This is a genomic window from Nocardioides sp. NPDC054178, from assembly GCF_055585005.1.
Genome location: NZ_JBVJKY010000001.1, coordinates 140,749 through 165,608, shown reverse-complemented (window position 1 = coordinate 165,608; position 24,860 = coordinate 140,749). Strand labels below are relative to the sequence as shown.

General features: G+C 70.7%; 24 protein-coding genes and 1 tRNA gene. 11 read left to right on the top strand and 14 right to left on the bottom strand.

What is annotated here, in order from left to right; all coding sequences use genetic code 11:
• Nucleotides 1–79: 79 nt before the first annotated feature.
• Genes ACZ6WN_RS00865 through ACZ6WN_RS00850 form a run of 4 tightly spaced genes read right to left on the bottom strand, consistent with a single transcriptional unit; the run spans nt 80 to nt 4,039 of the window.
• Complete coding sequence (locus ACZ6WN_RS00865) at nt 80–1,009, bottom strand: 2-hydroxyacid dehydrogenase (RefSeq protein ID WP_465862081.1); 930 nt, start codon at nt 1,007–1,009, stop codon at nt 80–82.
• A gap of 26 nt (nt 1,010–1,035) precedes the next feature.
• Nucleotides 1,036–1,989 carry a sugar kinase gene (locus tag ACZ6WN_RS00860; RefSeq protein WP_465862079.1) on the bottom strand — a complete coding sequence of 318 codons (954 nt, stop codon included), beginning with the start codon at nt 1,987–1,989 and terminating at the stop codon, nt 1,036–1,038.
• Nucleotides 1,986–2,732: a fumarylacetoacetate hydrolase family protein gene (locus ACZ6WN_RS00855; protein ID WP_465862078.1), complete on the bottom strand. Its 747-nt coding sequence runs from the start codon at nt 2,730–2,732 to the stop codon at nt 1,986–1,988. Before ACZ6WN_RS00855 ends, ACZ6WN_RS00860 begins: the two co-directional genes overlap by 4 nt.
• On the bottom strand, nt 2,729–4,039 hold the full coding sequence (locus ACZ6WN_RS00850) for an MFS transporter (protein WP_465862077.1): 1,311 nt from the start codon (nt 4,037–4,039) through the stop codon (nt 2,729–2,731). The genes ACZ6WN_RS00855 and ACZ6WN_RS00850 overlap by 4 nt, the downstream gene beginning before the upstream one ends.
• Before the next feature lie 136 nt (nt 4,040–4,175).
• Here ACZ6WN_RS00850 and ACZ6WN_RS00845 point away from each other — a divergent pair, with 136 nt between their 5' ends.
• Nucleotides 4,176–4,967 carry an IclR family transcriptional regulator gene (locus ACZ6WN_RS00845; protein WP_465862076.1) on the top strand — a complete coding sequence of 264 codons (792 nt, stop codon included), beginning with the start codon at nt 4,176–4,178 and terminating at the stop codon, nt 4,965–4,967.
• Here the strand turns inward: ACZ6WN_RS00845 and ACZ6WN_RS00840 are convergent.
• Nucleotides 4,945–5,763 carry an alpha/beta hydrolase gene (locus tag ACZ6WN_RS00840; RefSeq protein WP_465862074.1) on the bottom strand — a complete coding sequence of 273 codons (819 nt, stop codon included), beginning with the start codon at nt 5,761–5,763 and terminating at the stop codon, nt 4,945–4,947. The two genes, ACZ6WN_RS00845 and ACZ6WN_RS00840, sit on opposite strands and share 23 nt — an antisense overlap.
• Nucleotides 5,764–5,779: 16 nt before the next feature.
• Here ACZ6WN_RS00840 and ACZ6WN_RS00835 point away from each other — a divergent pair, with 16 nt between their 5' ends.
• The gene (locus ACZ6WN_RS00835; RefSeq protein ID WP_465862073.1) at nt 5,780–6,358 is read left to right on the top strand and encodes a PadR family transcriptional regulator; all 579 of its coding nucleotides are present in this window, start codon (nt 5,780–5,782) and stop codon (nt 6,356–6,358) included.
• Between the two features lie 24 nt (nt 6,359–6,382).
• On the opposite strand, the gene ACZ6WN_RS00830 is transcribed toward ACZ6WN_RS00835, so the two are convergent.
• Nucleotides 6,383–6,727 (bottom strand): DoxX family protein, encoded by a 345-nt coding sequence (locus ACZ6WN_RS00830; protein ID WP_465862072.1) that lies wholly within the window; start codon nt 6,725–6,727, stop codon nt 6,383–6,385.
• Nucleotides 6,728–6,818: 91 nt separating this feature from the next.
• Between ACZ6WN_RS00830 and ACZ6WN_RS00825 the strand changes: the two genes are divergently transcribed.
• On the top strand, nt 6,819–7,544 hold the full coding sequence (locus tag ACZ6WN_RS00825) for a TetR/AcrR family transcriptional regulator (RefSeq protein WP_465862071.1): 726 nt from the start codon (nt 6,819–6,821) through the stop codon (nt 7,542–7,544).
• Nucleotides 7,545–7,550: 6 nt separating this feature from the next.
• On the opposite strand, the gene ACZ6WN_RS00820 is transcribed toward ACZ6WN_RS00825, so the two are convergent.
• The 6 genes from ACZ6WN_RS00820 to ACZ6WN_RS00795 form a co-directional block, all read right to left on the bottom strand.
• On the bottom strand, nt 7,551–8,408 hold the full coding sequence (locus ACZ6WN_RS00820; RefSeq protein WP_465862070.1) for an alpha/beta hydrolase: 858 nt from the start codon (nt 8,406–8,408) through the stop codon (nt 7,551–7,553).
• Between the two features lie 68 nt (nt 8,409–8,476).
• Nucleotides 8,477–9,010 carry a TetR/AcrR family transcriptional regulator gene (locus ACZ6WN_RS00815; RefSeq protein WP_465862069.1) on the bottom strand — a complete coding sequence of 178 codons (534 nt, stop codon included), beginning with the start codon at nt 9,008–9,010 and terminating at the stop codon, nt 8,477–8,479.
• Nucleotides 9,007–10,200: a cytochrome P450 gene (locus tag ACZ6WN_RS00810; RefSeq protein ID WP_465862067.1), complete on the bottom strand. Its 1,194-nt coding sequence runs from the start codon at nt 10,198–10,200 to the stop codon at nt 9,007–9,009. Before ACZ6WN_RS00810 ends, ACZ6WN_RS00815 begins: the two co-directional genes overlap by 4 nt.
• A 24-nt stretch (nt 10,201–10,224) precedes the next feature.
• Nucleotides 10,225–10,686: a cupin domain-containing protein gene (locus tag ACZ6WN_RS00805; protein WP_465862066.1), complete on the bottom strand. Its 462-nt coding sequence runs from the start codon at nt 10,684–10,686 to the stop codon at nt 10,225–10,227.
• A 66-nt stretch (nt 10,687–10,752) separates the two neighbouring features.
• On the bottom strand, nt 10,753–13,305 hold the full coding sequence (locus ACZ6WN_RS00800; protein ID WP_465862064.1) for a helix-turn-helix transcriptional regulator: 2,553 nt from the start codon (nt 13,303–13,305) through the stop codon (nt 10,753–10,755).
• A 96-nt stretch (nt 13,306–13,401) separates the two neighbouring features.
• A complete protein-coding gene (locus tag ACZ6WN_RS00795; protein WP_465862063.1) occupies nt 13,402–14,517 on the bottom strand; it encodes an oxygenase MpaB family protein in 1,116 nt (371 codons plus the stop codon).
• A 69-nt stretch (nt 14,518–14,586) separates the two neighbouring features.
• Between ACZ6WN_RS00795 and ACZ6WN_RS00790 the strand changes: the two genes are divergently transcribed.
• A complete protein-coding gene (locus ACZ6WN_RS00790; RefSeq protein WP_465862062.1) occupies nt 14,587–15,240 on the top strand; it encodes a TetR/AcrR family transcriptional regulator in 654 nt (217 codons plus the stop codon).
• Here the strand turns inward: ACZ6WN_RS00790 and ACZ6WN_RS00785 are convergent.
• Complete coding sequence (locus ACZ6WN_RS00785) at nt 15,237–15,608, bottom strand: DoxX family protein (protein WP_465862061.1); 372 nt, start codon at nt 15,606–15,608, stop codon at nt 15,237–15,239. The two genes, ACZ6WN_RS00790 and ACZ6WN_RS00785, sit on opposite strands and share 4 nt — an antisense overlap.
• A gap of 152 nt (nt 15,609–15,760) precedes the next feature.
• Nucleotides 15,761–15,844 (bottom strand) — tRNA-Leu (locus ACZ6WN_RS00780).
• A 244-nt stretch (nt 15,845–16,088) separates the two neighbouring features.
• On the opposite strand from ACZ6WN_RS00780, the gene ACZ6WN_RS00775 reads away from it, so the two are divergent.
• From ACZ6WN_RS00775 to pknB, 7 genes are read left to right on the top strand one after another with little or no spacing between them, the layout of a single operon-like run.
• Nucleotides 16,089–16,796 carry an FhaA domain-containing protein gene (locus tag ACZ6WN_RS00775; RefSeq protein WP_045550788.1) on the top strand — a complete coding sequence of 236 codons (708 nt, stop codon included), beginning with the start codon at nt 16,089–16,091 and terminating at the stop codon, nt 16,794–16,796.
• Nucleotides 16,793–17,275 (top strand): FHA domain-containing protein FhaB/FipA, encoded by a 483-nt coding sequence (locus ACZ6WN_RS00770; protein ID WP_141802030.1) that lies wholly within the window; start codon nt 16,793–16,795, stop codon nt 17,273–17,275. Before ACZ6WN_RS00775 ends, ACZ6WN_RS00770 begins: the two co-directional genes overlap by 4 nt.
• Nucleotides 17,272–18,606 carry a PP2C family protein-serine/threonine phosphatase gene (locus tag ACZ6WN_RS00765; protein WP_465862058.1) on the top strand — a complete coding sequence of 445 codons (1,335 nt, stop codon included), beginning with the start codon at nt 17,272–17,274 and terminating at the stop codon, nt 18,604–18,606. Before ACZ6WN_RS00770 ends, ACZ6WN_RS00765 begins: the two co-directional genes overlap by 4 nt.
• Nucleotides 18,607–18,629: 23 nt before the next feature.
• Entirely contained in the window at nt 18,630–20,033 is a 1,404-nt protein-coding gene (locus tag ACZ6WN_RS00760) for an FtsW/RodA/SpoVE family cell cycle protein (RefSeq protein ID WP_465862057.1), read from the top strand.
• Nucleotides 20,030–21,496 carry a peptidoglycan D,D-transpeptidase FtsI family protein gene (locus ACZ6WN_RS00755; protein WP_465862056.1) on the top strand — a complete coding sequence of 489 codons (1,467 nt, stop codon included), beginning with the start codon at nt 20,030–20,032 and terminating at the stop codon, nt 21,494–21,496. Before ACZ6WN_RS00760 ends, ACZ6WN_RS00755 begins: the two co-directional genes overlap by 4 nt.
• Nucleotides 21,493–23,040, top strand: a complete 1,548-nt coding sequence (locus tag ACZ6WN_RS00750; protein ID WP_465862054.1) for a protein kinase domain-containing protein — start codon at nt 21,493–21,495, stop codon at nt 23,038–23,040. The genes ACZ6WN_RS00755 and ACZ6WN_RS00750 overlap by 4 nt, the downstream gene beginning before the upstream one ends.
• Complete coding sequence (gene pknB / locus ACZ6WN_RS00745; RefSeq protein WP_465862053.1) at nt 23,033–24,841, top strand: Stk1 family PASTA domain-containing Ser/Thr kinase; 1,809 nt, start codon at nt 23,033–23,035, stop codon at nt 24,839–24,841. The genes ACZ6WN_RS00750 and pknB overlap by 8 nt, the downstream gene beginning before the upstream one ends.
• Nucleotides 24,842–24,860 lie beyond the last annotated feature (19 nt).

The following is a 24,860-nucleotide window of genomic DNA, read 5'->3' as shown; positions in this document are numbered from 1 at the left end:
TCTCACGTGGTGACCGTTCGCACGTTAGTGACGGCGTGAGCCGAGCAACCTCCCCGATCGGAGAGTCTTGCGGGCAGGATCAGGGAGGTGTGGCCACGCCCGATCGGGGCACCACGTTGAGCAGCGGACGGCCGTCGGCGAAGCGCCGCAGCTGCTCGGCCACCAGACGCTCGGCACGTGGGTAGAAGGTCGCCGCGCCGCCACCGACGTGCGGCGTCACGATCGCGCCGGCCATCGACCACAGCGGGTGATCGGCGGGGAGCGGCTCGGGGTCGACGACGTCGAGCGCCGCCCGCAACCTCCCCGCGGAGAGCTCGGCCACGAGCGCGCCGGTGTCGAGCGTGCGGCCGCGGCCGATGTTCACCACGAGCGCGCCGTCGGGCAGCACCGCGAGCTGCTCGGCGCCGATCAGGCCGATCGTGCCGGGCTTCTCCGGGAGCGTCAGCACCACGATGTCGGCGCCGGGCAGCAGGCTCGGCAGCTCGTCCACGCCGTGCACGTCCCGCCCGGGGTCCGCCGTGGACGCGACCCGCACCACGTCGGCCTCACACGCGAGCAGCCGCTGCTCGAGCGCGGCGCCGATCGAGCCGTACCCGACGATCACCACCCGCGAGTCGGCCAGCGATCGGGTGTGCTCGGGTGCCCAGCGGCCGGCGTCCTGGTCACGCGCCCAGCGGGGAAGCTCCCGCTGCGCGGCGAGGATCAGGCCGAGGCCGTGCTCGGCGGCGCTGGCGTCGTGCAGCCCCCGCCCGTTGCAGAGCGTGACCTCGGGGCCGATGAGCGGGAGCACCTTCTCCACCCCCGCGCTCAGGCTCTGTACGGCACGGAGCGCGGTCATCCGCGGCAGCAGGTCGCGACCCGCGCTCACGCCGTACGGCAGCACGTAGAGCTCCACGTCGGAGAGGCCGGCCGGCGGGGTTCCGGTGCCGTCATACACCTCCACCTGCAGGCCGTCGGGCCAGCCGCCCATCTGGTCCTCGAGGTGGGCCCACGGCACGAGTACGCGCATCGAGCTGTTTCCTTTCGTCGAAGTCATCATGCCGGGACCGAGCTGGTCGCGAGGAAGCGCTCCAGCCGCTCCCGGTCCGGCAGTCCGTCCTTGTCACCGGCGGAGGTCGTGGCCAGCGCCCCGACGGCCGCGGCCCGCTCGAGCGCCGACCCGATCTCCAGCCCGTCCAGGTGGCCGCTGATCAGCCCGGCGGCAAACCCGTCGCCGGCACCGACGGTATCCACCGCCTCGACCTGGAACGCCGGTTGCCGCACGGTGCCTTCCGGCCCGAAGGAGACGGCCCCGTCGCAGCCGTTCTTGAGCACGACGCGCGTGGCCCCGGCAGCGAGATAGTGCTCGGCGATGCGCTCGGGGTCGCGGTGACCGGTCAGCACCCGCCCCTCCTCCACTCCGGGCAGCACCCAGTCGGCGAGGGCCGCGACCTCGTTCACGACGGCGACCATCTCCTGCTCGTTCGCCCACAGCGACGGGCGCAGGTTCGGGTCGAACGACACGCTCGCGCCGCCCGCCCGGGCCGCGGCCACCGCCCGGAACGCGAAGTCCCGTGCCGTCTCGGAGATCGCCAGCGGGATGCCGGTCAGGTGGAGATGACGGGCGGAGGAGACGTACGCCTCCATCGGCTCGCTCCACGCCAGCCGGCTGCCCGCCGACCCACGCCGGAAGTAGACGACCTCGGGATCGCCGCCGTCGGCCCGCGACTTCAGCTGGAAGCCGGTCGGGGCCGCGTGGTCGACCTCGACCCGGGACAGGTCGATCCCGCAGCTGCCGAGCTCCTCCTCGATGAACAGACCGAGCGGGTCGTCCCCCAGGCGTCCGATCCAGCCGGACCGATGGCCGAGCCGGGCCAGCCCAGTCGCCACGTTGGTCTCGGCCCCGGCGGTCGCCTGCACGAAGCTGGCGGCCCGGTGCAGCGGACCGCTCTCCTGGGCGACGAACATCGCCATCGCCTCGCCGAACGTGACCACGTCGATACCCGTCATGCCGCACCCCTCTCCGAACGCCGAGCTCCCGCGCCACCCTCGACCACCGGGTTGACCAGCTCCCCGATGCCCACGACGCTCGCGGTGACCTGCTGTCCCGGCCGGATCGGGAGGCTGGCCCCCGGGGCGCCGGTCAGGATCACGTCGCCCGGACCGAGCGGGAGGAAGCCGCTGACCCACTCGACGACCTCGGCGACGCCACGCGCCAGCCGGTCCATGCCGGCCGGCGGCGCTGTCGCGTCGTCCACCTCGAGACCGACGCTCTCGCGAGCAGGGTCGAGATCTGTCTCGATCCAGGGTCCGAGCGGGGTGAACCCGCGCTGTCCCTTGGCCTGCGTCCACAGCGGGTCCTGGGCCTGCAGGTCGCGACCGGTGACGTCGTTGGCGACGGTGTAGCCCAGCACGGAGCCCGAGCCTCCGATCACGACCGCGAGCTCGGCCTCCGCGTGGACCAGGCCGAGGTCGGCCGACACCGGCACCGGGTCACCGGGACCGATGACGGACCGGGCCGGCTTGAGGAACGCCTGCGGCGCCAGCAGTCGGTCGCCGGGCCCGGTGTTGTGGGCCATCCCGACCACCGTCCGCGGCTCGACCGGAGCCAGCAGGCGCGCAGCGGCGAGCGCCACCCATTGGCCCTGAGACCGGATCTCCTCCGCGAACACGTCCTCGATCAGCCGGTAGCCGTCGGGCTCGACCACCGCATGGTCGATCCCGCCAGCGTGCTCGATGCGGGCGATCCTCATCGCGCGGTCCCCGCAGCGGGCTCCGATGCAGACTCCGCGGCCGGCGCCTTGACCAGCAGCATCACCACGGCGGCCAACGCCAGACAGCCGGCCATCAGCAGGAACGACGCGTCGGTGCTCCCGGTCGTTCCGTTGAGCCAGCCGACGAGGTAGCTGCCGGCGAACCCGCCGAGCGCACCGAAGGAGTTGATCAGCGCGATCGCCGCTCCGGCCACGTTGCGCGGCAGGAACTCCGGGATCTGCGCGAAGTACGGCCCGTACGGCGCGTACATCGCACCGCCCGCCACGGCGAGCAGGACGAAGGAGAGCCAGAACTGGTCGGGTCCGAGCAGGTAGGAGCCGTAGAACGCCACCGCACCGACCAGCAGCCACGGCCACACGAACCGGCCGCGCGTCCCGGCGCGGTCCGAGGCGCGGCTGTTGACGACCATCAGGACGACGGCGAGGACGTACGGGATCCCCGAGATGAGCCCGGACATCCCGATGCCCTCGCCCGAGGCCGCCTTGACGATCGAGGGCAGCCAGAAGACGAAGCCGTAGACGCCGACGCTCCACAGGAAATACTGCAGCGACAGCAGGACGACGTTGCGCGACCGGAAGGCCTCGCCGTAGCCCTTGACCGGCGTCAGCGCGCGCTGCTCCTGGTCGAGCTGCTCGACCACGGCATCACGCTCGGGCGCCTTGAGCCACGTCGCCTGCTGGGGGTGGTCGCTGACCATCGCCCGGAAGACGAACGCCCAGGCGACCGCGGGCAGACCCTCGATGATGAACATCCACCGCCAGTCGGTGGCCTCGATGAGGAAGCCCGACACGACCGTCAGCCACAGCACGGTGACCGGGTTGCCGAGGATCAGGAAGGTGTTGGCGCGGCCGCGCTCACGGCTGGTGAACCAGTGGCTGAGGAAGATCACCATCGCCGGCAGCACCGCCGCCTCGACGACACCGATCAGGAAGCGTACGACGATCAGCGCGGTCGCCGAGCTGAGCAGTCCCTGCACCGAGGCGAGCACGCCCCAGGCGAGGAGGCTCCAGAAGATCAGGGAGCGGACGCTGCGCCGCTCGGCGTAGATCGCGCCGGGGATCTGGAAGGCGAAGTAGCCGAGGAAGAACGCCGCGCCGATCAGCGCGGAGACGGCGGGCGTGATGGCGAGGTCCTCGGCCATCCCGCCGGCGATGCCGATGGAGAAGTTGGAGCGGTCGAGGTACGCGAGGCTGTAGGTGATGAAGACGATCGGCAGCAGGCGCGCCCAGCGCTGCGTGCCGATCGCCGTCGCGCCGGACTCGGCGCGCAGGTCGGAGGTGGTCATCGGGGGTCCTTTCGCTCCACTCCCGCGTGGCGGAAGTCACTTTCACCATGCGAGTGTGGCGGCGGCCACATCGACCCGTCAACGCATTCCTTTCATCTTTCAGATATCGCTTCCACGATATGGAAGAATGTCGCTCATGGACGACACGACCGACGCCGGAGCCAAGCGCGACATGGTCGGCAAGGCACTGCTCCTGCTGGACCACCTCAGCGCCTACCCCTCCGGCGTACCGCTCTCGACGCTCAGCCGCGAGACCGGCTTCCCGCTCAGCACCTGCCACCGGCTCGCGGCCGCGCTGATCCGCGACGACTACGCGACCTTCGACGAGGACAGCAAGCGCTACTCGCTCGGGCTCAAGGTCTTCTCCCTGGCCCAGTACGTCGCCCATCGCCGCGGCTTCGCCGGCTCGGCGCTTCCGGCACTGGAGGAGCTCACCGAGCAGACCCGCGAGACCTCGCTGATGTCGGTCCGCTCGGCCCACAACCAGCTCTACGTCCACCACGTCCAGGGCCCCCAGCAGGTCAGTGTGATCGGCACGCCCGGTGGTCTCGGCCCACTGCACTGCACGTCGATGGGCAAGGTGCTGGTGGCCTTCGCCCCCGACGCCGAGCGGAAGGAGCTGGTCGACGACCTGGACCTGGTCGCGATGACGCCCCACACGATCTCCGACCGCGCCGCGTTCGCGGAGATGATCGACCGGGTGCGCGAGCAGGGGTACGCCGTCGCGGACGAGGAGCACGAGATCAGCATCCGCGCAATCGGTGTGCCCGTCCTCAGCCCGGACGGTCATGCGGTCGCCGCAGTCTCGATCGCCGCCCCGTCCTACCGGATGGAGATGGACCGGATGATCGAGCTGCTCCCACACCTGCGAGCCGCGGCACAGCGGCTCGAGGTCGTGCTCCCGATCACCTCGTCGCGTACGCGATGACCTGCTGACCGAGCGGCGAGAGCCGGCCCTCCTCGACGACCAGCTCCCAGCCGTGGCCCCCTTCAGCGTGCAGGAACTGCGAGGACGTGGCCTGCGCCAGCGCCTGGGCGGCGTCGGCCTCCTCGGCACCGTCGGCGTCCTCGGCGATCGCGACCAGACCGGGTGTCCTGATCGCGTCGGCGACGGAGGCCAGGTCGACGCCGGCCCAGCGGGACGGCCCCGACAGGTCGACCCAGCCGTCGACGTCGACGCCGGCAGCGACGGCACGCACGGTCTGGCTGCCACCCATGGACGCGCCGACCAGCACGACCGGCGCGTCCGGCCACCGCTTCTCGACCTCGCTCAATGCGGCCCGCACCTGCGGCACCGGGTCGTCGAGATCCTTGATGCTGCAGTCGGCGGAGCCGTAGCCGCACTGGTCGTACGAGAGGCCGGCGACACCCTCGAGAGCCGCCAGGATGCCGAAGTCGCCCCAGCCGCAGCGGTCGCCGTCGGTCTGGTGAAGCATCACCAGCACCGCCGACGGATCGCGGCCCTCCGGAGGGGAGAAACGGATGGCCGGCAGCTCGAGGTCCTTGCCGGCGACTTGGATCGGCTCCACCCCGGCGTCGGTCTCCGGCAGGAAACAAGCGCCGAGCTCGCCTTCGAGGTACGGGCCGTCCGTCGGCAGCGCAGGGCCCGACACCTTCGCCGGGCCGGGGCCGCCCTTCCCGCCGGCACCGTTCTCCGCACCGCACCCGGCCAGCACCAGGCCGAGGATCGCCGCCCCAGCCGCTACGCCCCTCACGCTCCGCATATGTCAATATTGACATATGCGAGACTCCGGGGCGACCACGTCCAACCTCGGCTTCGCGATCCTCGGCCTGCTGGCGCGGCGCGCGAGCACCGGCTACGAGGTCGCGCAGCGGATGCGCCAGCCGATCGGCTACTTCTGGACCGCCCGCCACTCCCAGATCTACCCGGAGCTGAACCGTCTCGACGCCGCCGGACTGGTCGACCACGAGGTCATCGAGGGAGCCGGCCCGCGCCCGACGAAGCGCTACCGGATCACCGCGGCCGGGCGGGATGCCCTGGCGGCATGGGTCGCCGGCGACCTCGAGCCGCAGCCCGTCCGTGACCTGGAGGTCCTCCGGCTGTGGTCCCTCTGGACCGTGGAGCCCGCCGCCGCCGACGACCTGGTCGCCCGGCTCGAGGCAGCCCACCGGAGCGTCCTCGACCGCTACCTCGAGGAGCTGGCCGAGATCTCCGAGGACCCGGGGGTCCGCGATCCCGCGAACCCGCTGTTCGCCAGCCGGATCACCCTCGAGGGCGGCATCCGGTCACGACGTACGTCCTTGGAGTGGTGCGCCTGGATGCGCGCGGAGCTCGCCGCCGCCGAACGACGCGGGTAGGCCCCGCGCGCATCCCGGCTCCGCTCAGGCCGAGACGGTACGCAGCGCGATGATCGCTACCGAGACGACCGCGAAGACCGCGGCCGGGGCGATCTGGGTGTCCCGCACGCGCACGTGCGCGATGACCGCGCCGAGGAAGTACAGCAACGTGCCGATCGCGGCCGCGACCCCGAGCGGCCACCAGAACAGGCCGATGATCAGGCCGGCCGCGCCGGCGATCTCGAGCAGCGCCAGGATCGGCACGATCCGGGTGGCGCCGACCTTCTCCAGCGTCTCGGCCTGGGCAGGGTTGTGGGTCAGCTTGCCGTACGCCGAGAACAGCAGCAGCAGCGCGAACAGGATGCTCAGGACGAGCGTGGCGATGAACATGATGGACTCCTAGATGATCCGGACTGATGTCTCCGGTATAGGAAGCGGGGAGTAGTCCCCGGTATTCCCGAGCCCGTCGTAGGCTGGCGCCATGGGGTGCCCGCGCGATCACGACGACCGTCCGGAACGACCTGCACGCGAGTCCCGGCCCCGCCGTCCCGCGCGTGCCGAGCGGCGGGACAGCATCCGCAACCGCGAGCGGATCATCGCGGCCGCCCAGGCCGTGTTCCAGCGCGACGGGATCCACGCGCCCCTCGACCACGTCGCGGCCGAGGCCGGCGTCGGCTCCGGCACCCTCTACCGCCACTTCCCCGACCGGGTCGAGCTCTGGAAGTCCGTCCTCGTCGAACCCCTGCAGGCCCATCTCGCCACCGCTCAGGCGGCGCTGTCGGCCGAGGACCCGTGGGACGGTTTCGTCGCGTACCTCACCTCGAGCTGCGAGCTGGAGGCCGCCGCCTCGGGCTACGTCAACCTGATGTCCACCCACTTCGAGGGCGGCTCCGAGCTCGCTGTCCTGCGCACGGAGATCCAGCAGACCATCGAGGCCGTGGTCCGGCGGGCGGTGGACTCGGGCGCGGTCCGACCCGACCTCACCCCCGAGGACCTGCTCTTCGTCGTCCTCTCCCACAGCAAGGTCATCGAGGTGACCGGAGCCACCGCCCCCGAGGCCTGGCGGCGCAACCTGGCCTTCTACCTCGACGCGTTCCGCCCCGAGGGCGCCCACCCGATCGACGTACCGCCGCTCACCCCGCGCCAGATCCTGCTCAGCCTGCTGGTCCCGAGCGCCCGGTCACGACGTCGTGGCCGGGCGACCTGAGGGGACTCAGCCGGCGGCCGGGTGGTGCTTCTGGACGAAGGCGAGCGCGGTCTCGGCCACCTCGCGCCACCCGCTGTCGATGGTCAGGGAGTGGCCGCGGCCCGGGATCTCGGCGAACTCGGTGGTGGCATGGGTGTTGTGCGCGTGCTTCTTGTACGCCGCGTGGGTGATCGCGTGCGGCACGGTGTGGTCCTTCTCCCCGGAGATGAGCAGGATCGGCCCGCGGTCCGCTGCCTTGTAGTCGACCTTGGTCTCGCTGAACGGGTTCAGGTTCGCCACCGCGGCCTGGAAGATCGGGACCCCGGAGGCCGCGACGTGGTACTCGTCGTACAGCTGCCGGGACTCCTCCTCGGTGAGGTTGTTGGTCCAGCCGTACCTGAACTCCTCGAACGTCAGCGTGACCGACCGTCGGGCGTTGGCCGGGTTGCCGAGCACCGGTGATCCGGCCTTGAGCGCCGACGGCGGCAGGGGGAGCACGCCTCGACCCGGCGCCGGGTCGATCGCGACCGTCGCGACCGATGCACCGGTGCCGGCGATCTTCTGGGCGATGAGCCCGCCGAAGGAGTGGCCGACGACAGCCGGCTTGGCCGTCAGCGCGCCGATCGCCTCCAGGTAGTGGTCGGTGACGGCCTGGACCATCTTGCGGGCGAACACCTCGGGCCGCTCGCGTGCTTCCTCGACGGTCTCGGGGTCGTCGGGCCAGCCCGGAGCGATCGTCGCGTAGCCGTTCTCCTCGAAGAGGGCACGCCAGCGGTCCCAGCTGCTGGACAGGAGCCAGAGGCCGTGTACGAACGCGACGACGGGCCGTCCGTCCGCGTTGGCTCGCTCGATCTCGTCGTTCTCCCGGGAGGTGAGGGTGGACATGGTGGTGCTCCCTTCGGCGAAGTCGGCCACGTGGCCGTACCTGAACGCTAGCCGCGCCGAACCGGTCTTCACCCAGGAATCGTCAGGAACCGCTCCAGCAGGCGCCGCTCCTGGGCGTCGTCGTCCCCGGGATCGGTGAGGAACGACAGGACGACGCGCAGGACCCAGTCCGCGAGGTCGGGGTCCTCGGCACCGGAGGCGAGGTAGCTCTCCGCCGTCCCGCGGATGATCGGGGAGTCGCGGAGCACCTCGCGGAGGAGGGTGCTGTCTCCGGCGTACCACGCGGCGAGGTGGGGGCGCTCGCGCACGGCCGCGAGGCAGGCGAGGACGGACTCGACGATACGGCGGCGGGGGTCGGTCACGTCGGCCGTGACCTGGGCGACCTCCTTCGTGATCAGCCGGGCCTCGCGGTGGGCGAAGGCGTGGATCAGGGCCTGCCGGTTCTCGAAGTAGCGATAGAGCGTCGCCCGCGAGCAGCCGGCCGCCCGGGCGACCTCGTCCATGCCCGGCTTGTCGACGCCGCGCTCCACGAAGAGCGCGCCCGCGGCGTCGAGGATCCGCTCGGCGGCGAGCTCGCTCCGCTCCGCCTCCAGCCAGCTCATCCGGTCACCTCGACATGGAGACTGACGGGCCTGCGTACGTAGCTCCCCGGCGCCCACGCCAGGGAGCCGTGGTCGACGGTGAAGGACGGCATCCGGGTGAGTATCTCGGTGAGCGTCACCCGGCCCATCATCCGGGCGGCCGCGGCGCCGAGGCAGTGATGGGCGCCGTGGGCGAAGGTCAGGATCTGCCGCGGCCGGCGGGTGACGTCGAGCTCGTCGGCGTCGGCGCCGAAGGCACGGGGGTCGCGGTTGGCCGCTGCGTAGCAGAGCAGGACCTTCTTGCCGGTGGGGATGGTGACGTCGTGGAGCGTGACGTCGCGGGTGGTGGTCCGGGCGAGACCCTGGACGGGCGAGGTGAGCCGCAGCAGCTCCTCGACGGCGGCCGGGACGTCGTCGAGGGCGAGCGTGCGCTGGTCGGGCCGGTCCGCCAGCAGCGGCAGGCCGCCACCCAGCAGCCCGGTCGTCGTGTCGTTCCCGCCGGCGACCATCGTGAAGGCGAAGGCGAGCACCCGGAGCAGACCGGCGTCGTCGTCGGCCTCCCCGGCGGCGACGAGATGGGAGACGGTGTCGTCACCGGGATCGCGTCGGCGCCGCTCGATCAGCTCGGCGAAGTAGCCCATGAGCTCGGCGGCGGCACCGGCTCCGATGCTCTCGTCCTGCGCCGCGTTGGCCGTCACGATCGCGTCGGTCCACCCGTCGAAGCGGCCCCAGTCGGCCTCGGGGACGCCGAGATAGTGGGCCACGACCATGCTCGGCAGCGGCTTGAACAGCTCCTCGACGATGTCGCCGCCGCCCGCGGCCCGGATCCGCTCGACCCGCTCCACGACGAACTGGGTGACCCGCGGAGTCACGTCTTCGACCTGCTTCGGCGTGAACCCGCGGTTCACCAGCTTCCGGAACGCCGTGTGGGCCGGCGGATCGGTCATCACCATCGGCGGGTTGTCGGCCAGGCCGATCCGCTCGAGCTCGTCATGAGCGGTCGTCAGGCCGCCCGTCGAGCTGTACGTCTCGTGGTCGCGGACCGCCGTGTAGACGTCGTCGTGCCTGGTCAGGACCCAGTAGTCCCCCTTGGCGACATGGTGGGCCGGCTCGTGCTCGCGCAGCGCGGCGTACATCGGCCACGGGTCGGCCCAGGAGGGTCCGGTCGGAGGGACGTACGCGGCGACCGGATGAGACACATCGCTTGTCATGTCTCACAGAATCGACACTGATTTCTAGTTTGTCAATGGCTGCGTTCCCGCGAGCGCGACACCGTGGCGCTCGGTGACCGAGAGGATCGCGGCCATCGAGTCGGCTACCGGAAGGTCCGCGGGGACGGAGGCGGCGAAGTCGGCGAAGAACTTGCCGGCGCCGTCGCCGGTCGTGATCGCGAGGGCCCGGGCCGAGTCGCCGACGACCTCGAAGGTAGCGGGGGTGCCGGCAGGGAAGACGACCAGTCCGCCGGGCTCGACCTGGTACGGCGTACCGTCGACGTACGCCGTGATGCGGCCCTCGAGCAGGTACAGCACCCCGCTCCACGGCGAGACGTGCGGCGGCGTCATCGGGGCGGCGGGTGCGATCACCTCGAAGACCTCGAAGGCCCCCTCGGCGTCCTTGACGGTGGCCTTCGCGATGTGGTCGCCGTCGACCATCGGGGTGTGCCGGCCCTCGTCGGGCCGGACGTAGGTGGTGCTCATGACTCCTCCTTCGGTTGGATGCTTCTCAGCATCAGCCGCGGGAGCCGGAGTGCAGCGAGTAGTGCGCTACTCGACTCCGAGAGGGTCCGCCAGCGCGGTGCGTTCGGAGACGCCCAGCTTGCGGCTTGCCCGGTAGAGGTGCCCCTCGACGGTGCGCACGGACAGGGTCAGTCGCGCCGCGATCTCCTTGTTCGACAGCCCTCGGGCGGCGAGGACGGCGATCTCGCGCTCGCGCGCGGTCAGCGGCAGCGGCGTGGCCGCGACCATGAGCGCCGGGGTGCGGGCGCCTGACCTCTCGGCCAGCTTCGCCGCGGCGGCCGCCGCGGTCATGCCCGATCCCTGCCTCCCCGCGCGGCGATGCACGTCGGCGGCCTGCGCCGCCGCGTCGCCCGCGGCGACGAGATCACCGAGCCGGGCCCACGCATGGGCCACCCGGAGCAGCGCGTCGCCGTCCTCGTCCGCCCACGCTCGGGCATGGGCCAGGGCCGCCTCGGCGCGAGGACCCAGCCCGGCGAGCGGCGCGAGCCGGTGGGCCGGCGCCACCGTCGTGTCGCCGAGCTGGACCGCGGTCTGCCAGGCAAGGACCTCGTAGGCGGGCGAACCCGCCTCGCGAGCGAGATCCGCCGTGGCGACGGCGAGCCCGATCGCCTCCGTCGTCCACCCATCGGCCGCGGCGCCCCACGCCAGCGCGAGCCGGTCGTCGGGCAGATAGAGCCGGTACGCCGGATGGTGCCCGGCAGCGACGCCGGCCAGCAGCGGCGCGGCGTCCTCCGGTCGCCCCGCCTGCGCCAGGGCGGTCGCCAGCAACGTACGGCACCGGAACCCGAACTCGTGTCCCGAACCCTCCAGCCCGGCCCAGGCCTCGCGCAGGGAGAGCAGCGCGTCGGATACCCGGCCCTGGGCGAGGGCGGCGTGACCTGCGACGACGAGTCCCATGAGCCTGGCCGGCCCGGGAAGATCGGCCGATGCCGCGCGCATCCTCCGGGCCAGGTCCGCGCCCCGGTCGGGGGTGCCGGCGAGACGATGCCCGAGCACCTGGAAGTCGGCGAGCCCGAAGCCGGGGATGACGGTCGGCACCCGGTCGGCGGTCAGGCCGCCCACGACGGCGGCCTCCTCGAGGAGGTCGTGCTCGCCGGTGACGGCGGCCGCCGCGGATGCCGAGGTGGCGACCAGGATGGCGGCCAGATCGTCGGGAAGCTCGCTCCGCAGCAGCTGCGGCGCCCGGGCGAGCACGGTGGCGGTCTCGCCGTCCACCAGACCCAGCACGAGCGACATCGCCGCGACGTGAGCCGGGACGGCCCCGGTGGCCTCGGCCGCGGCCAGCGCCTGATGGGCCTCGGCGGGCCGGGCCATCGTGAAGAGCAGGTTCCCGGTGCGATGGAGCTGCACCATCGCGAGCATGCCCGGGTCGGCGGCGGCCGCGACGATGTCCTCGTGGATCGCCTCGGCCTCCTCGCCGCGGCTGAGCCAGGAGAGGGCGGCGCCGTGCACGATCCTGGCGGCGAGGTCGCCGGTGGCAGCGGCCGCCCGCGCGAGTCGCTCGGCCAGCGGGAGGTCGTACATCCGGGTCGCGGCCTCGGCAGCCCGCAGGAACAGCGCCGGCTCCGGTGGCAGGTCGGAGTCGAGGGTCAGCACGGCCCGGGGGATCGGATCCGGCTCGGGGTCCAGGGTCTGCGCCACCCGGCCGCGGAGGCGGCGGGCGCGCAGCGTTCCCATCGCGGCGCGGCGTACCTCGCCGTAGAGGGGGTGCGCCAGCCGGGCGACGAGGCCGTCCGTCTGCACCAGCCCGCGATCCTCCGCCTCCTCGACGTCGGCCGACGAAGTCAGCGCGGACAGCGTCGGGACCGTGACCGGTTCCGCCAGGGCGACCACGTCGACGACGTCCCGCACCCCGGCCGCGAGCTCCCCCATCTCCCGCTCCAGCAGACCGGCGAGCTCGGGGGAGATCGCCGGCTCGCTGGTCCAGCGCCAGATCCCGGACGCCGCGCTGAATCGTCCCGCCGCCAGCTCCCCGGCCAGCAGGTGCCGCAGGAACAGCGGACTGCCCTCGGTCATCGTCCACAGCCGATGGGCGGAGTCGGTGTCGACCGGACCGCCGAGGACCTGCGCGATCAGCCGGGTGCTCTCCTCGGCGGCCAGCGGCGCCAGGTCCAGGCGCGGGAGATGCTCGTCCTTCCACAGCGAGGTCACGATGTCGGGAGCGGGCTCCCCGGTGCGGAGCGTGATCAGGACCGGAGCCAGCCGCCGGGCCACCATCCGATGGACCACGATCGCGGAGTGCTCGTCGAGCAGATGGGCGTCGTCGACCATCAGCACGCGCGGCAGCTTCCGGGTGATCTGGTCGAGCGCCCGGCCGATGGTCTCGGCGGCCTCGCCGGGCGGGAGGTCGAGCAGACCGGCGAAAGCACCCAACGGGAACGGCCGGGCGGCCGTGCTCCCCTGGGCGTACACGGCCGGTCCCCCGTGCCCGGCCGAGCCCGCCAACGCCTCACGGGCGAGCCGGGTCTTCCCCACCCCCGCCGGTCCCGCAACGATGACGCCCGCCGCACCGGGCCGGATCGCCGCCGCGACCTTCCGCAGCTCCTCGTCCCGGCCGGTCAGCGGCCACGGCCGCTCCATGGCGTCAGGCTAGTCACCCGGTCCCGTGGGCGCATCACTCAAAATGCGCATCAGCGCTCCGCCACCCCCTGCGCAGCGGAGCGCCGAGCCGGCCCTCTAGGACGCGCGTCCGACGTGGGCCGCCGCGTGCACGTCCATCGAGCCGATGTGCTGCTGGGACTCCAGCAGGCCCTCGTCGCTGGGGCTCTCGCCCTTCTCGAAGACCCGTTCGCGCTGCTTGGCCCGCAGGTCGGGGTGCGCGGCGTCGGGGTGGTCGAAGCCGAAGTGGGCCTGTGCCTCGCGGACCTCCCAGACCCGGTCGCTCAGCGGCGGGATGCCGAGGATGGCCGGGGCTGCGACCGGTGTGGCCTGCGGCGCGAGCAGGCCGAACAGCGCGAGCCGGGCGTTGAAGGAGCGGAAGAGGAGGCCGTGGAGGAGCTTGTTCGGGAGGCGCACCGCCGCATCGAGGAGCGGCCCCTGGCGGAGGTTGGCCATCTCCCGCATGTAGCGGGGGTACGTCGAGATGACCCCCTTGCTCATCACCCACATCGTCGGCGCGAGGAGCGTCTTCTGCCACGCCGGCATCCCCGGCGGCAGCGCGACCTTCAGCGGGATGATGAAGTGGATCATGTCCTGGGCCGCCTCGGAGGCGGCCAGGTGCGGGCGCCAGTCCTCGAAGTACCGGTGCACCTCGTCACGGCTGGCGGGCACGGTGGCCGGATCGATCGTCTGCAGCTTCGCGATCTCACGGCACTCCGCCCAGAACCGGTTCTCCTCGTCCTCCGAGAGACGCCCCGGACCGAACATCTCGTAGCACTTGAGGATCGAGTGCCACGCCGTCATGTGGATCCACAGCTGCGAGGACGGCTTGTTGGCGTCGTACTCACCACCCGTCACCGGGTCGTGGCCGATCGCCTTGGAGTGCACCTTGACCAGCACGTCGGCGGCCCGGCACGTCTGCTCCGCGCCGGCGAAGAGCTGCATGGCGAAGTAGCGCAGCGTGCGGCCGTAGCGGGTCGAGGGCCGATACTTCACGCCCCCGGACTGGACCACCGCGGCGGCGAGGTTGGGGTCGAAGTGCTCGATCGTCACCGAACGAGCGAAGCCCAGGACGTACGAGGTCGGGTGGCTCCAGACCTTCCACGCCACCGAGTCCGGCCCGAGGAACCCGTAGTCGGCCATGGGCTCGTACTGCTTCATCAGCTGCTGGTGAGTCTTGACACCGAACACCATCGTGCTTCTCCTCTTTGCTACACCACTGTAGGTTCAGCGTAATCTACACCTCTGTAATATTGTGTCCAGGTGACCCCCGACACACCGCCCCGGGCAAAACGCCGCTACGCACCGCGGCTGCCGGTCGAGCAGCGACGCGAGCACCTGCTGGACGCAGCGCTGCGGGTGATCGCACGCGACGGCTACGAGTCGGTCTCCATCGAGGCGATCGCCCAGGAGGCCGAGGTCACCCGCCCGGTCGTCTACAGCGCGTACGACGGGCTCGAGCCGCTCCTCCATGCCCTGCTCGACCGCACCCAGCGCCGCGCTCTCGCCTCCGCCCTCCGCCTGATGCCCCAGCCCGGCGGCGACCAGGACGTCGCCGACTGGGCGCTCGAGGCGTACGCCGCTCTGCTGGACATCGTGCGCAAGGAGCCCGACGTGTGGCGCCCCGTGCTCGGCCTCACCCGCAACGCGCCGACCGTCGTACGCGACCGCATCGACGCCACCCGGGAGCTGATCCGCGGCTACCTCGCCGACGCCTTCCAGGAAGGGCTCGAGCGGCGCGGTGACACCGGAAATGACAGCAAGGAGGTCGATGTCGACCTCCTTGCCCACCTGACGCTGGTCACCGCCGAGGAGTTCGCCCGGCTGACCCTCGAGGACCCGGATCGCTACGACAAGGACCGCCTGATGGCGACCATCGAGACATTGATGTCCTCGTTCACCGACCCCAGCCGTTAGAACGGCTCGATCGCGAAGCGCCCCCACGCGACGAAGACCATCGCCGCCAGGAACACCAGGTCCCCGAGCAGCTCCTTGTACTCCGCCCGCCGGATCCGCTCGGTGATCGCGCCGGCCATGTAGAGCGCCATGCACGAGGCGGCGACCGGCACCAGCACCGGCGCCACGTTCACCAGACCGGGCAGGACCAGCCCGATGCCACCGAGCACCTCCACGACGCCCATGAACCGCACGTTTCCGGGCGTGAAGTCCTCGGGCCAGTGCAGCTTCGCTGCGTACTTCTCATAGGGCATCGTCAGCTTGACGATGCCGCCGGCGATGTAGCCGAAGGCGAAGACGCCGGCGACGATCCACAGCGCGATGTTCATGATGTCTCCAGATGTTCAGTTGATTCCCGATGTTTCACACCCTCGACGGAACATCTCGGCGATCTGTGACATCAGCCGAACGCGCTCCAGATCACCGCGTCGACCAGAAATGAACGAAGCCCCGGTTCTTTCGAACCGGGGCTTCTCACACGTGCGCGAGGGGGGAGTTGAACCCCCACGTCCTTTCGGACACACGGACCTGAACCGTGCGCGTCTGCCTATTCCGCCACTCGCGCGTGCAGCAGAGGAAACGTTAGCCCACGGGCACCCGCTGACCCAAAACGACGGCACCCCGCCAGCCTTGGCGCTGGTGGTCACCGGATCGTGGGAGGATCGAAACCACGCAGAATGCGGGAAGTGGCAGATCCCCTAGGGTGCACCGATACGATCGGGCCGAATCCCGGGGACCACTATGCCTGTACGCGACTGACCACCCGACCCCGACCGGCCCACCCCGGCACCTGAGAGGAGCGCAACAACGTGAGCGGCCTGCAGAAGTTCGAGCAGAAGTTGGAGCAGCTCATCTCAGGCGCTTTCGCCAAGGCGTTCCGGTCCGAGGTGAAGTCGGTGGAGATCGTCGCCGCGCTCCAGCGCGAGATCGACAACAACGCCCAGGTGCTCAGCCGCCAGCGGCGCCTGGTCCCCAACGACTTCTTCGTGGAGCTCTCCTCCAGCGACCTGAGCAAGCTGGAGTCCTACGGACCCCACCTCAAGGAAGAGCTGAAGCGCCAGCTGATGGACCACGCCGAGGCGCAGGGGTTCGTCTTCCCCGGCCGCGTGAGCATCGAGTTCGGCGAGGCGAAGGACCTGACGATCGGCCGGTTCCGGGTGCGCAGCCGCGCCCAGGCGGCGGTCTCGGGCGCAGACATGAGCGACACCCAGGTGAGCCGCGCGCAGGCCTACCTGGAGATCAACGGCACCCGGCACCCGCTCCACGGAAACCTCGTCGTGGGGCGTGGGACGGATGCCGACCTGCGCATCAACGACCCGGGCATCAGCCGCCGCCACATCGAGTTCCGCTCGAAGCAGGCCGGCGACCGTGTGCGCGTCGAGGTCTATGACCTCGGCTCGACCAACGGCATGCTGGTCAACGGGCAGAAGATGGCGAGTGCCACCTTGGACGACGGCTCTCAGGTGCGCATCGGCACCACCGTCATCACCGCGCACATCGTGGAGGAGCGCCGTTGAGCGAGCTGACCCTTTTCCTGATCAGGGTCGCCTATCTGGCGATCCTGTGGATCTTCGTGCTGGCCGCGCTGTCGGTGATCCGCTCCGACATGTTCGGCGCGCGGGTCACCAACGCCTCGGCCGGCGGCCAGCCGGCGGCCCCGCCCGCTCGCGGCAAGGCTGCCGCGGCGAGGGCCCCGCGGCGCGGCGTACCCACGCATGTGGCCGTCACCACCGGCTCCAACGCCGGCGTGACCGTGCCCCTCTCGCAGGCACCCATCGTCATCGGCCGCGGCAGCGATGCCGCGATCATCCTCGATGACGACTACGCCTCCACCCGCCACGCCCGGATCGCCGTCTCCGGCGACCAGTGGTTCGTGGAGGACCTCGGATCGACCAATGGCACCTACATCGGGTCCGTCCGGATCAATCAGCCGACCGCCATCTCTCTCGGGACCCAGGTGCGGATCGGTAAAACAATCCTGGAGCTGCGCAAGTGACCGCTGCGACCGACCCCACCCCCGACCCCGCTGCCAGCCCCGGCGCCGCCGACGGACGACCCTTCCGCCTCGAGTTCGCGGCGGTCTCGGACGTCGGCCGGGTGCGCAAGGACAACCAGGACAGCGGGTACGCCGGCCCCTGGCTGCTGACCGTCTGCGACGGTGTCGGCGGCGCTGCCCGCGGCGACATCGCCTCCAGCACCGCCGTCCAGCAGCTGCGCAAGCTCGACGAGGAGCCGGCCCTCGGGCTGGTCGACGACGACCTGATCGGCCTGGTCTCGCACGCGCTGCACATGGCCCACGACGAGATCGGCCACCTGGTCGACCACGACCCGACGCTCAACGGCACCAGCACGACCTCGACCGTCGGCCTCTTCGACGGCTCCAAGCTGACCGTCGGCCATGTGGGCGACAGCCGTGCCTATCTCCTCCGCAACGGCGCGATCCACCAGGTCACCCACGACCACACCTTCGTGCAGACGCTGCTCGACGAGGGGAGGATCACGGAGGAGGAGGCCAAGACCCACCCCCACCGCAACCTGATCCTCAAGGCGCTCGACGGCACCCGGGAGCTCGAGCCCGACCTGTTCATCGTCGACCTCGCCGCCGGCGACCGGTTGATGTTCTGCAGCGACGGTGTCTGCGGCTACGTCGACGACCCCCGGATCGCCGACATCCTGGCCACCGGCACGCCCGAGTACGCAGCCGTCGAGCTGGTCCGGGTCTCCCTCGACTCCGGCAGCACCGACAACGTGACCTGCGTGGTCGCCGACGTGGTGCCCAGCGACACCATCCCGTCCCCGGGCCTCGAGGCCCAGATGGTGGGTGCGGCGGCCGAGCTCAAGCGGAGGACCACCAAGACCGGCCAGATGACCGCCCTGTTCCGCGGTCACCGGATGGGTGACACCGGCGAGCTGGACCCGATCGACGAAGAGATCCCCGACGGTGCGATCGCCTCCGACCCGGAGGAGATGCGCTACGCCCTCCAGGCGCCGGCCAAGCACCCGCGGCTGCGCTGGGCGTTCGGTCTGATGGCCGTCCTCGGTGTCGTCTGGATCGCGGTCGCGACGGCGTTCGTCTGGTCGCAGAACCAGTGGTACATCGGCGAGCAGGACGGCAACGTCACCATCTTCCGTGGCGTACCCACCACGATGATCGGCCTCGATCTCTCCGAGCCCTACCAGACCTCGAACCTGAAGGTCGCCGACCTGGCCGAGACCTACCAGAACCAGCTCGAGGACGGCATCCACAGCAAGGACCTGGCAGGCGCCCAGGAGAAGGTGCAGTCGCTGGCCGACCAGAGCGCTGCAGACGCGGGAAGCGGGTCATGAGCGGGTTCACGCCGGCTAGCTCCATGCCCGTCTTCGTCCACCGGTCGCGGCGGGGAGCGGAGCTGGTCCTGCTGATCCTGGCCCTCGCGGTCGGGATCGGAGCCTACGCAGCGGTCGGCCTCGGGGTGCAGGAGAAGATCCCGGTCGACATCGTCGGCTACGGCACCTGGCTGGTCGCGCTCCTGGTGGCGGCCCATATCGGCGTACGCCTCCTGGCTCCGTACGCCGACCCCGTACTGCTTCCGCTCGTGGCGATGCTCAACGGGTTCGGTCTGGCCGTCATCCACCGGCTCGACCTGGCCGCGGGGGCGAGCGAGTCCGACGCCTTCGCCCGCCAGCAGCTGATCTGGATGACGATCGGCGTCGTCCTGTTCCTGATCACGCTCTTCGTGGTGCCCGACCACCGGATGCTGCAGCGGTTCACCTACACCGCCGGCCTCGGCGCGGTCGTCATGCTGATCCTGCCGATGCTCCCGATCATCGGCAAGGAGATCAACGGCGCGCGGATCTGGATCAACCTCGGGCCGGTCAGCTTCCAGCCCGGCGAGGTCGCCAAGGTGCTGCTGGTGATCTGCTTCGCCGGCTATCTGGCGGTCCACCGCGATGCGCTCGCCCTGGCGGGGCGCCGCTTCGCCGGCATCGATCTGCCGCGCGGTCGCGACCTCGGCCCGCTGCTGATGATGTGGGTCATCAGCCTCGCCATCCTGGTGCTGCAGCGCGACCTCGGCTCCAGCCTGCTCTTCTACGGCCTCTTCGTGGTGACGTTGTACGTCGCGACCGAGCGCAAGGGCTGGATCGTCGTCGGCGGGCTGCTCTTCGCGGGCGGAGTCTTCGCCGCGATCAGCCTCTTCAGCCATGTCCGCGTCCGCGTGCTGACCTGGCTGAACCCGTTCGACTACTACCCGGAGCCGCTCAACGGCACCTCCTCGGGGCAGCTGGTCGAGGGGCTGTTCGGGATGGCCTGGGGCGGCATGATCGGTCGTGGCTTCGGCTCCGGCGAGCCCTGGCGGGTCCCCTACGCCAACTCCGACTTCATCATCCCGGCGATCGGCGAGGAGCTCGGTCTGACCGCGCTCCTGGCGCTGCTGCTCTGCTACGGCCTGATCGTCGAGCGCGGCCTGCGCACCGCGATCGTGGCCCGCGACGACTTCGGCAAGCTGCTCTCCGTCGGCCTCGCCACCTCGGTCGCGCTGCAGACCTTCGTGGTCGTCGGCGGCGTGACCGGGCTCATCCCCCTGACCGGTCTGACCACACCGTTCCTCTCGTATGGTGGATCTTCGCTGGTCGCCAACTGGGTGATCGTGGCCCTGCTGTTGCGCGTCTCGGACCAGTCCCGCCGACCACTGCCGACGGCGCCGTCCGACGAAGACCTCGCCGCTGAGGAGACCCAGATCGTCAAGCTCGACAAAGGGGCGATGAGCAAGTGAACCGCCCTATCCGCACGCTCAGCGTCGGCTGCCTGATCCTGTTCGTGGCGCTGATGCTGAACCTGACGTACGTCCAGTTCTTCAAGGCCGGCTGGTACAACGAACGAGCCGACAACCGACGGGTCACCGAAGAGGCCTACTCGCAGCAGCGCGGCGACATCCTGGTCGGCAAGAAGGCGGTCGCCACCAGCAAGCCGAGCGACGACAAGTACGAGTGGCAGCGCGTCTACCCCGGCGGCAAGAAGTACGCCCCGATCACGGGTTTCATGTCCTACTCCTACGGCCAGACCGGGATCGAGCGCTCCCAGGACTCGGTGCTGTCGGGCAAGGACAACAAGCTCTTCACCAACCGGCTCGTCGACCTGGTCACCAACTCCGAGCCGGCCGGCGGCAACGTCGAGCTCACCATCGACTCGAAGGTCCAGGACGCTGCGTACGAGGGCCTGACCGCGCTCGGTGAGGACGTCCAGGCCGCGGCGGTGGCGATCGAGCCCAAGACCGGCCGGATCCTGGCCATGGCCTCCACGCCGACCTACAACCCGGACAAGCTGGCGACTCACGACTTCGGTGCTGCACAGAAGTCCTACAACCAGCTCGCCAAGGACGACAACGAGCCGCTGCTCAACCGGTCCATCCAGACCGCGCTGCCGCCGGGCTCGACCTTCAAGCTGGTCACCGCCGCGGCCGCGATCGAGGACCTCGGCATGGACGGCGACAGCATGGTCTACGGCGGCGCCTCCCTCGACCTGCCCGGCACCACCACCGACCTGCCCAACCTCAACGGCACCAGCTGCGGAGGCGAGGAGATCACCCTCACCCGCGCTCTCGAGGTCTCCTGCAACACGGCGTTCGGTTCTCTCGGTATGGAGCTCACCGACGAGCAGATGCAGGACCAGGCCGAGGCGTTCGGGTTCGGCCAGGACTACCTGGACGACATCGGCCCGCTGGCCATCAGCCAGTACCCGGACAACGACGGCAAGGCCGAGCAGGCCCGCGCCGCGATCGGTCAGCAGAGCGTGATCGCGACCCCGCTGCAGATGGCGATGGTCTCGGCCGGCATCGCGAACGGTGGCGAGGTCATGAAGCCCTACCTCGTCGACCGGGTCACCTCCTCGTCTCTCGACGTCATCGACCAGGGCAACCCGACCACGATCGACAACCAGCCCGCGGTCTCGCAGGACACCGCCGAGATCCTGACCCAGATGATGGTCAGCACCGTCGACAACGGCACCGCCGAGGCGGCCGCGATCGACGGCGTGAGCGTCGCCGGCAAGACCGGCACAGCGCAGAGCACGCCGGACAAGCCGCCGTACGCCTGGTTCACCTCGTTCGCCCCGGCGGAGAACCCGTCCATCGCGGTTGCCGTGATGGTCCAGAAGAGCGGCACCGAACGCAGCGAGATCGCCGGCGGACGGCTGGGCGGCCCAATCGCGAAGGCCATGATGGAGGCAGCGATCTCATGAGTCGTTACGTATTCCACGAGCTCATCGGCACCGGCGGGATGGGCGAGGTGTGGCGGGCGACCGACACGACCCTCAACCGCGAGGTCGCGATCAAGCTCCTCAAGCCCGAGCACGCCGAGGACCCGATCGGCCGGTCCCGGTTCGAGTCCGAGGCGAAGCATGCCGCGGCGCTCCACCACCCCAATGTGGTGGCCGTCTACGACGTCGGCGAGATGCCGACCGCCTCCGGCCTGATGCGGCCGTTCCTGGTGATGGAGCTCGTCGACCACAAGCCGCTCTCCGAGCTGCTCCGTGACGGTCGGCCGCTGGCGCCCGAGGTCGTACGCGACCTGCTCGGTCAGGCCGGCGACGCGCTGGCCGCGGCCCACCGGGCCGGCATCGTCCACCGCGACGTCAAGCCCGCCAACCTGCTGGTCACGCCGCAGCGCAAGGTGAAGGTCACCGACTTCGGCATCGCCCGGGCCCAGGCGTCGACCGGCATCACCGGCACCGGCCAGGTGATGGGCACGCCTCAGTACCTCAGTCCCGAGCAGGCGCGTGGCGAGAAGGCCACGCCGGCCTCCGACGTCTACTCCCTCGGTGTGGTCGCCTTCGAGTGTCTGGCCGGCTACCGGCCGTTCCAGAAGGAGACCCCGGTCGCCACCGCGATCGCCCACCTCCACGACCCGGTCCCGCCGCTGCCCGACCACGTCCCGGCCGATCTGGCCGCGATCGTGATGCGGAGCCTGCAGAAGGACCCGACCCTCCGCTACGCCGACGCGGCCGCGTTCACCAGCGCGATGATCGGCCACGGCGCCGCCGACCCGGACGCCGACGCCACGACCGTCGTCGCCGCGGCACCCGGCGACGCGACGGCCACGTCGGTCATGGACCCGGTGCCCTCGCCCACTCAGAACTACGTCGGCATGCAGGGCGCCGCGGGCGGTCCCGAGGGCCCGCCGCCGCCTCGCTACCAGGACCCGTACGACCGTTACGACGAGGACGACGAGCAGAAGCCCTGGTACAAGAAGCCGTTCAACATCGTCGTGATCCTGATGCTCGTGGCCGTGATCATCGCGGTCATCTGGATCATCTCGACCCTCGCCGCGGATCCGAAGACCCCGCCGGCCAACGACACGTCCACCACCCCGTCGGCCTCCGCCGAGCCCACGCCGTCGGAGGAGGCCGAGGAGGAGCCGAAGCCCGTCGAGATCGACGAGGACGACTACGTCGGCCGCAACGTCGACGAGGTGCGCTCCGAGCTGGGCGACCTCGGCCTGAAGGTCAAGGTCGCCGTCCAGGACAACGACGGCAGCTACGAGCCCGACACCGTCTCCGGCCTCGACCCGACCCGCAACCTCTACGAGGGCGACCCGATCACGATCCGCTACTACGGCGAGCGCCCCGTGGTCGAGCAGCCTCCTGCCGAGGAGCCTGACGAGGAGGAGAGCGACGAGGAGGAGCCGACCGACGGAGAGTCCTCCGACGGCTGGGTCTTCCCCGACCTCCCCGGCGACGAGAACACCAACGGCAATGGCAACGGCAACGGGGGCGGCAATGGCTGAGGGAGCTCTCCTCGCCGGTCGCTACGAGGTCGGCGAGCTCCTCGGCCGGGGCGGCATGGCGGAGGTCCGCAAGGGCACCGACCATCGGCTCGGCCGCGTGGTCGCCATCAAGCGGCTGCGGGTCGATCTCGCCAGCGACGCGACCTTCCAGGCGCGCTTCCGGCGCGAGGCGCAGTCCTCGGCCAAGCTCAACCATCCCTCGATCGTGTCGGTCTACGACACCGGCGAGGAGAAGTCCGACGACGGCGTCGCCCAGCCCTACATCGTGATGGAGTACGTCGCCGGCCGCACGCTGCGCGACGTGCTCCGTGAGGGTCGCAAGATCCTGCCCGAGCGGGCGCTGGAGATCAGCTCCGACGTACTCAACGCGCTCGACTACAGCCACCGCAACGGCATCATCCACCGCGACATCAAACCGGGCAACGTCATGCTGACGCCGGCCGGCGATGTGAAGGTGATGGACTTCGGCATCGCCCGGGCGCTCAACGACGCCCAGTCGACGATGACGCAGACCGCGGCCGTTGTCGGCACCGCGCAGTACCTCAGCCCCGAGCAGGCCCGCGGCGAGCAGGTCGACGCCCGCTCCGACGTCTACTCGGCCGGCTGCCTCCTCTACGAGCTGCTCACCGGCCGCCCGCCGTTCGTCGGCGACTCACCGGTCTCGGTGGCCTACCAGCACGTACGCGAGCAGGCCCAGCCTCCCTCGGCCCACGACCCGACGCTCACCCGTGAGCTCGACGCGATCGTGATGAAGTCGCTGGCCAAGCGGGTCGAGGATCGCTATCAGTCCGCGCAGGCGATGCGCACCGACATCGAGCGCTACCTCGCCGGACGCCCTGTCCAGGCGACCGTGCCGCCGAGCATGGACCAGACCCAGGTCGCCCAGAACCGCGCAGTCGGTCCCTACGGTGGCGACCCCACCAACGGTGGCTACTACCCGCCCCAGGACGACCGCGCCGAGGGCCCGCGCCCGTGGGTGCTCATCCTGCTCGGCCTGGTCATCGTCGGCCTCATCGGTCTGGGCGCCTACTTCCTGCCTGCGGCCCTCAGCCCGCAGAGCAACCCGGCACCTGACGTCACCGGCCTGACCGAGGAGAAGGCGAGGGCCGAGCTGAGCGCGGCCAAGCTGAAGGTTGAGGTCAAACGGGAGTCGAGCGACACCGTCGCGGTCGGCGTGGTGATCTCCCAGGACCCGTCCGCCGGCCAGGACGTCGAGGAGGGCAGCACCGTCACCCTGACGGTCTCCACCGGGCCCCCGAACAGGGAGATGCCCAACGTGATCGGGTCGCCGCAGAAGACGGCCAAGTCGCTCCTCGAGGGCGATCCCTACAACTTCACGGTGAAGATCGAGGCCGCGGACTCCGACGAGGACAAGGGCACCGTGATCGAGACCGACCCCGCCGACGGCGAGAGCGTCACCACCGGCAAGGCCACGGTCGTCACCCTCACCGTCTCCAAGGGCCCGAACAAGGTCCCCAACGTCGTCGGCAAGACGGCCGAGCAGGCGGAGGAGATCCTCCGCAACGCCGGCTTCACGCCGGTCCGCAAGGACGAGCCCAACACCGACAAGCCCAAGGACACGGTCGTCGAGCAGACGCCGGCCAAGGGCACTCCGCTCGCGCAGGACGGCCAGGTGATCATCTTCGTCTCGACGAAGGAGGAGGCCCTGCCGAGCTGTCAGACGCTCGTGCCGGGCACCGACCCGGCCAACCCGTCGGCCTCGGCCACCCAGACCGCCGAGCCGGGTGACCCGCCGACGTGTGACCCGGCCTTACCGCCGAGCACTCCCGCAGTGCCGTAGCCCGACCCGCGAGAGCCCC

Coding starts and splice junctions, on each gene's coding strand:
- ACZ6WN_RS00865 (WP_465862081.1), bottom strand. CDS start 1,009: ATGCGCGTACTCGTGCCGTGGGCCCACCTCGAGGACCAGATGGGCGGC.
- ACZ6WN_RS00860 (WP_465862079.1), bottom strand. CDS start 1,989: ATGACGGGTATCGACGTGGTCACGTTCGGCGAGGCGATGGCGATGTTC.
- ACZ6WN_RS00855 (WP_465862078.1), bottom strand. CDS start 2,732: ATGAGGATCGCCCGCATCGAGCACGCTGGCGGGATCGACCATGCGGTG.
- ACZ6WN_RS00850 (WP_465862077.1), bottom strand. CDS start 4,039: ATGACCACCTCCGACCTGCGCGCCGAGTCCGGCGCGACGGCGATCGGC.
- ACZ6WN_RS00845 (WP_465862076.1), top strand. CDS start 4,176: ATGGACGACACGACCGACGCCGGAGCCAAGCGCGACATGGTCGGCAAG.
- ACZ6WN_RS00840 (WP_465862074.1), bottom strand. CDS start 5,763: ATGCGGAGCGTGAGGGGCGTAGCGGCTGGGGCGGCGATCCTCGGCCTG.
- ACZ6WN_RS00835 (WP_465862073.1), top strand. CDS start 5,780: ATGCGAGACTCCGGGGCGACCACGTCCAACCTCGGCTTCGCGATCCTC.
- ACZ6WN_RS00830 (WP_465862072.1), bottom strand. CDS start 6,727: ATGTTCATCGCCACGCTCGTCCTGAGCATCCTGTTCGCGCTGCTGCTG.
- ACZ6WN_RS00825 (WP_465862071.1), top strand. CDS start 6,819: ATGGGGTGCCCGCGCGATCACGACGACCGTCCGGAACGACCTGCACGC.
- ACZ6WN_RS00820 (WP_465862070.1), bottom strand. CDS start 8,408: ATGTCCACCCTCACCTCCCGGGAGAACGACGAGATCGAGCGAGCCAAC.
- ACZ6WN_RS00815 (WP_465862069.1), bottom strand. CDS start 9,010: ATGAGCTGGCTGGAGGCGGAGCGGAGCGAGCTCGCCGCCGAGCGGATC.
- ACZ6WN_RS00810 (WP_465862067.1), bottom strand. CDS start 10,200: ATGACAAGCGATGTGTCTCATCCGGTCGCCGCGTACGTCCCTCCGACC.
- ACZ6WN_RS00805 (WP_465862066.1), bottom strand. CDS start 10,686: ATGAGCACCACCTACGTCCGGCCCGACGAGGGCCGGCACACCCCGATG.
- ACZ6WN_RS00800 (WP_465862064.1), bottom strand. CDS start 13,305: ATGGAGCGGCCGTGGCCGCTGACCGGCCGGGACGAGGAGCTGCGGAAG.
- ACZ6WN_RS00795 (WP_465862063.1), bottom strand. CDS start 14,517: ATGGTGTTCGGTGTCAAGACTCACCAGCAGCTGATGAAGCAGTACGAG.
- ACZ6WN_RS00785 (WP_465862061.1), bottom strand. CDS start 15,608: ATGAACATCGCGCTGTGGATCGTCGCCGGCGTCTTCGCCTTCGGCTAC.
- ACZ6WN_RS00760 (WP_465862057.1), top strand. CDS start 18,630: ATGCCCGTCTTCGTCCACCGGTCGCGGCGGGGAGCGGAGCTGGTCCTG.
- ACZ6WN_RS00750 (WP_465862054.1), top strand. CDS start 21,493: ATGAGTCGTTACGTATTCCACGAGCTCATCGGCACCGGCGGGATGGGC.
- pknB (WP_465862053.1), top strand. CDS start 23,033: ATGGCTGAGGGAGCTCTCCTCGCCGGTCGCTACGAGGTCGGCGAGCTC.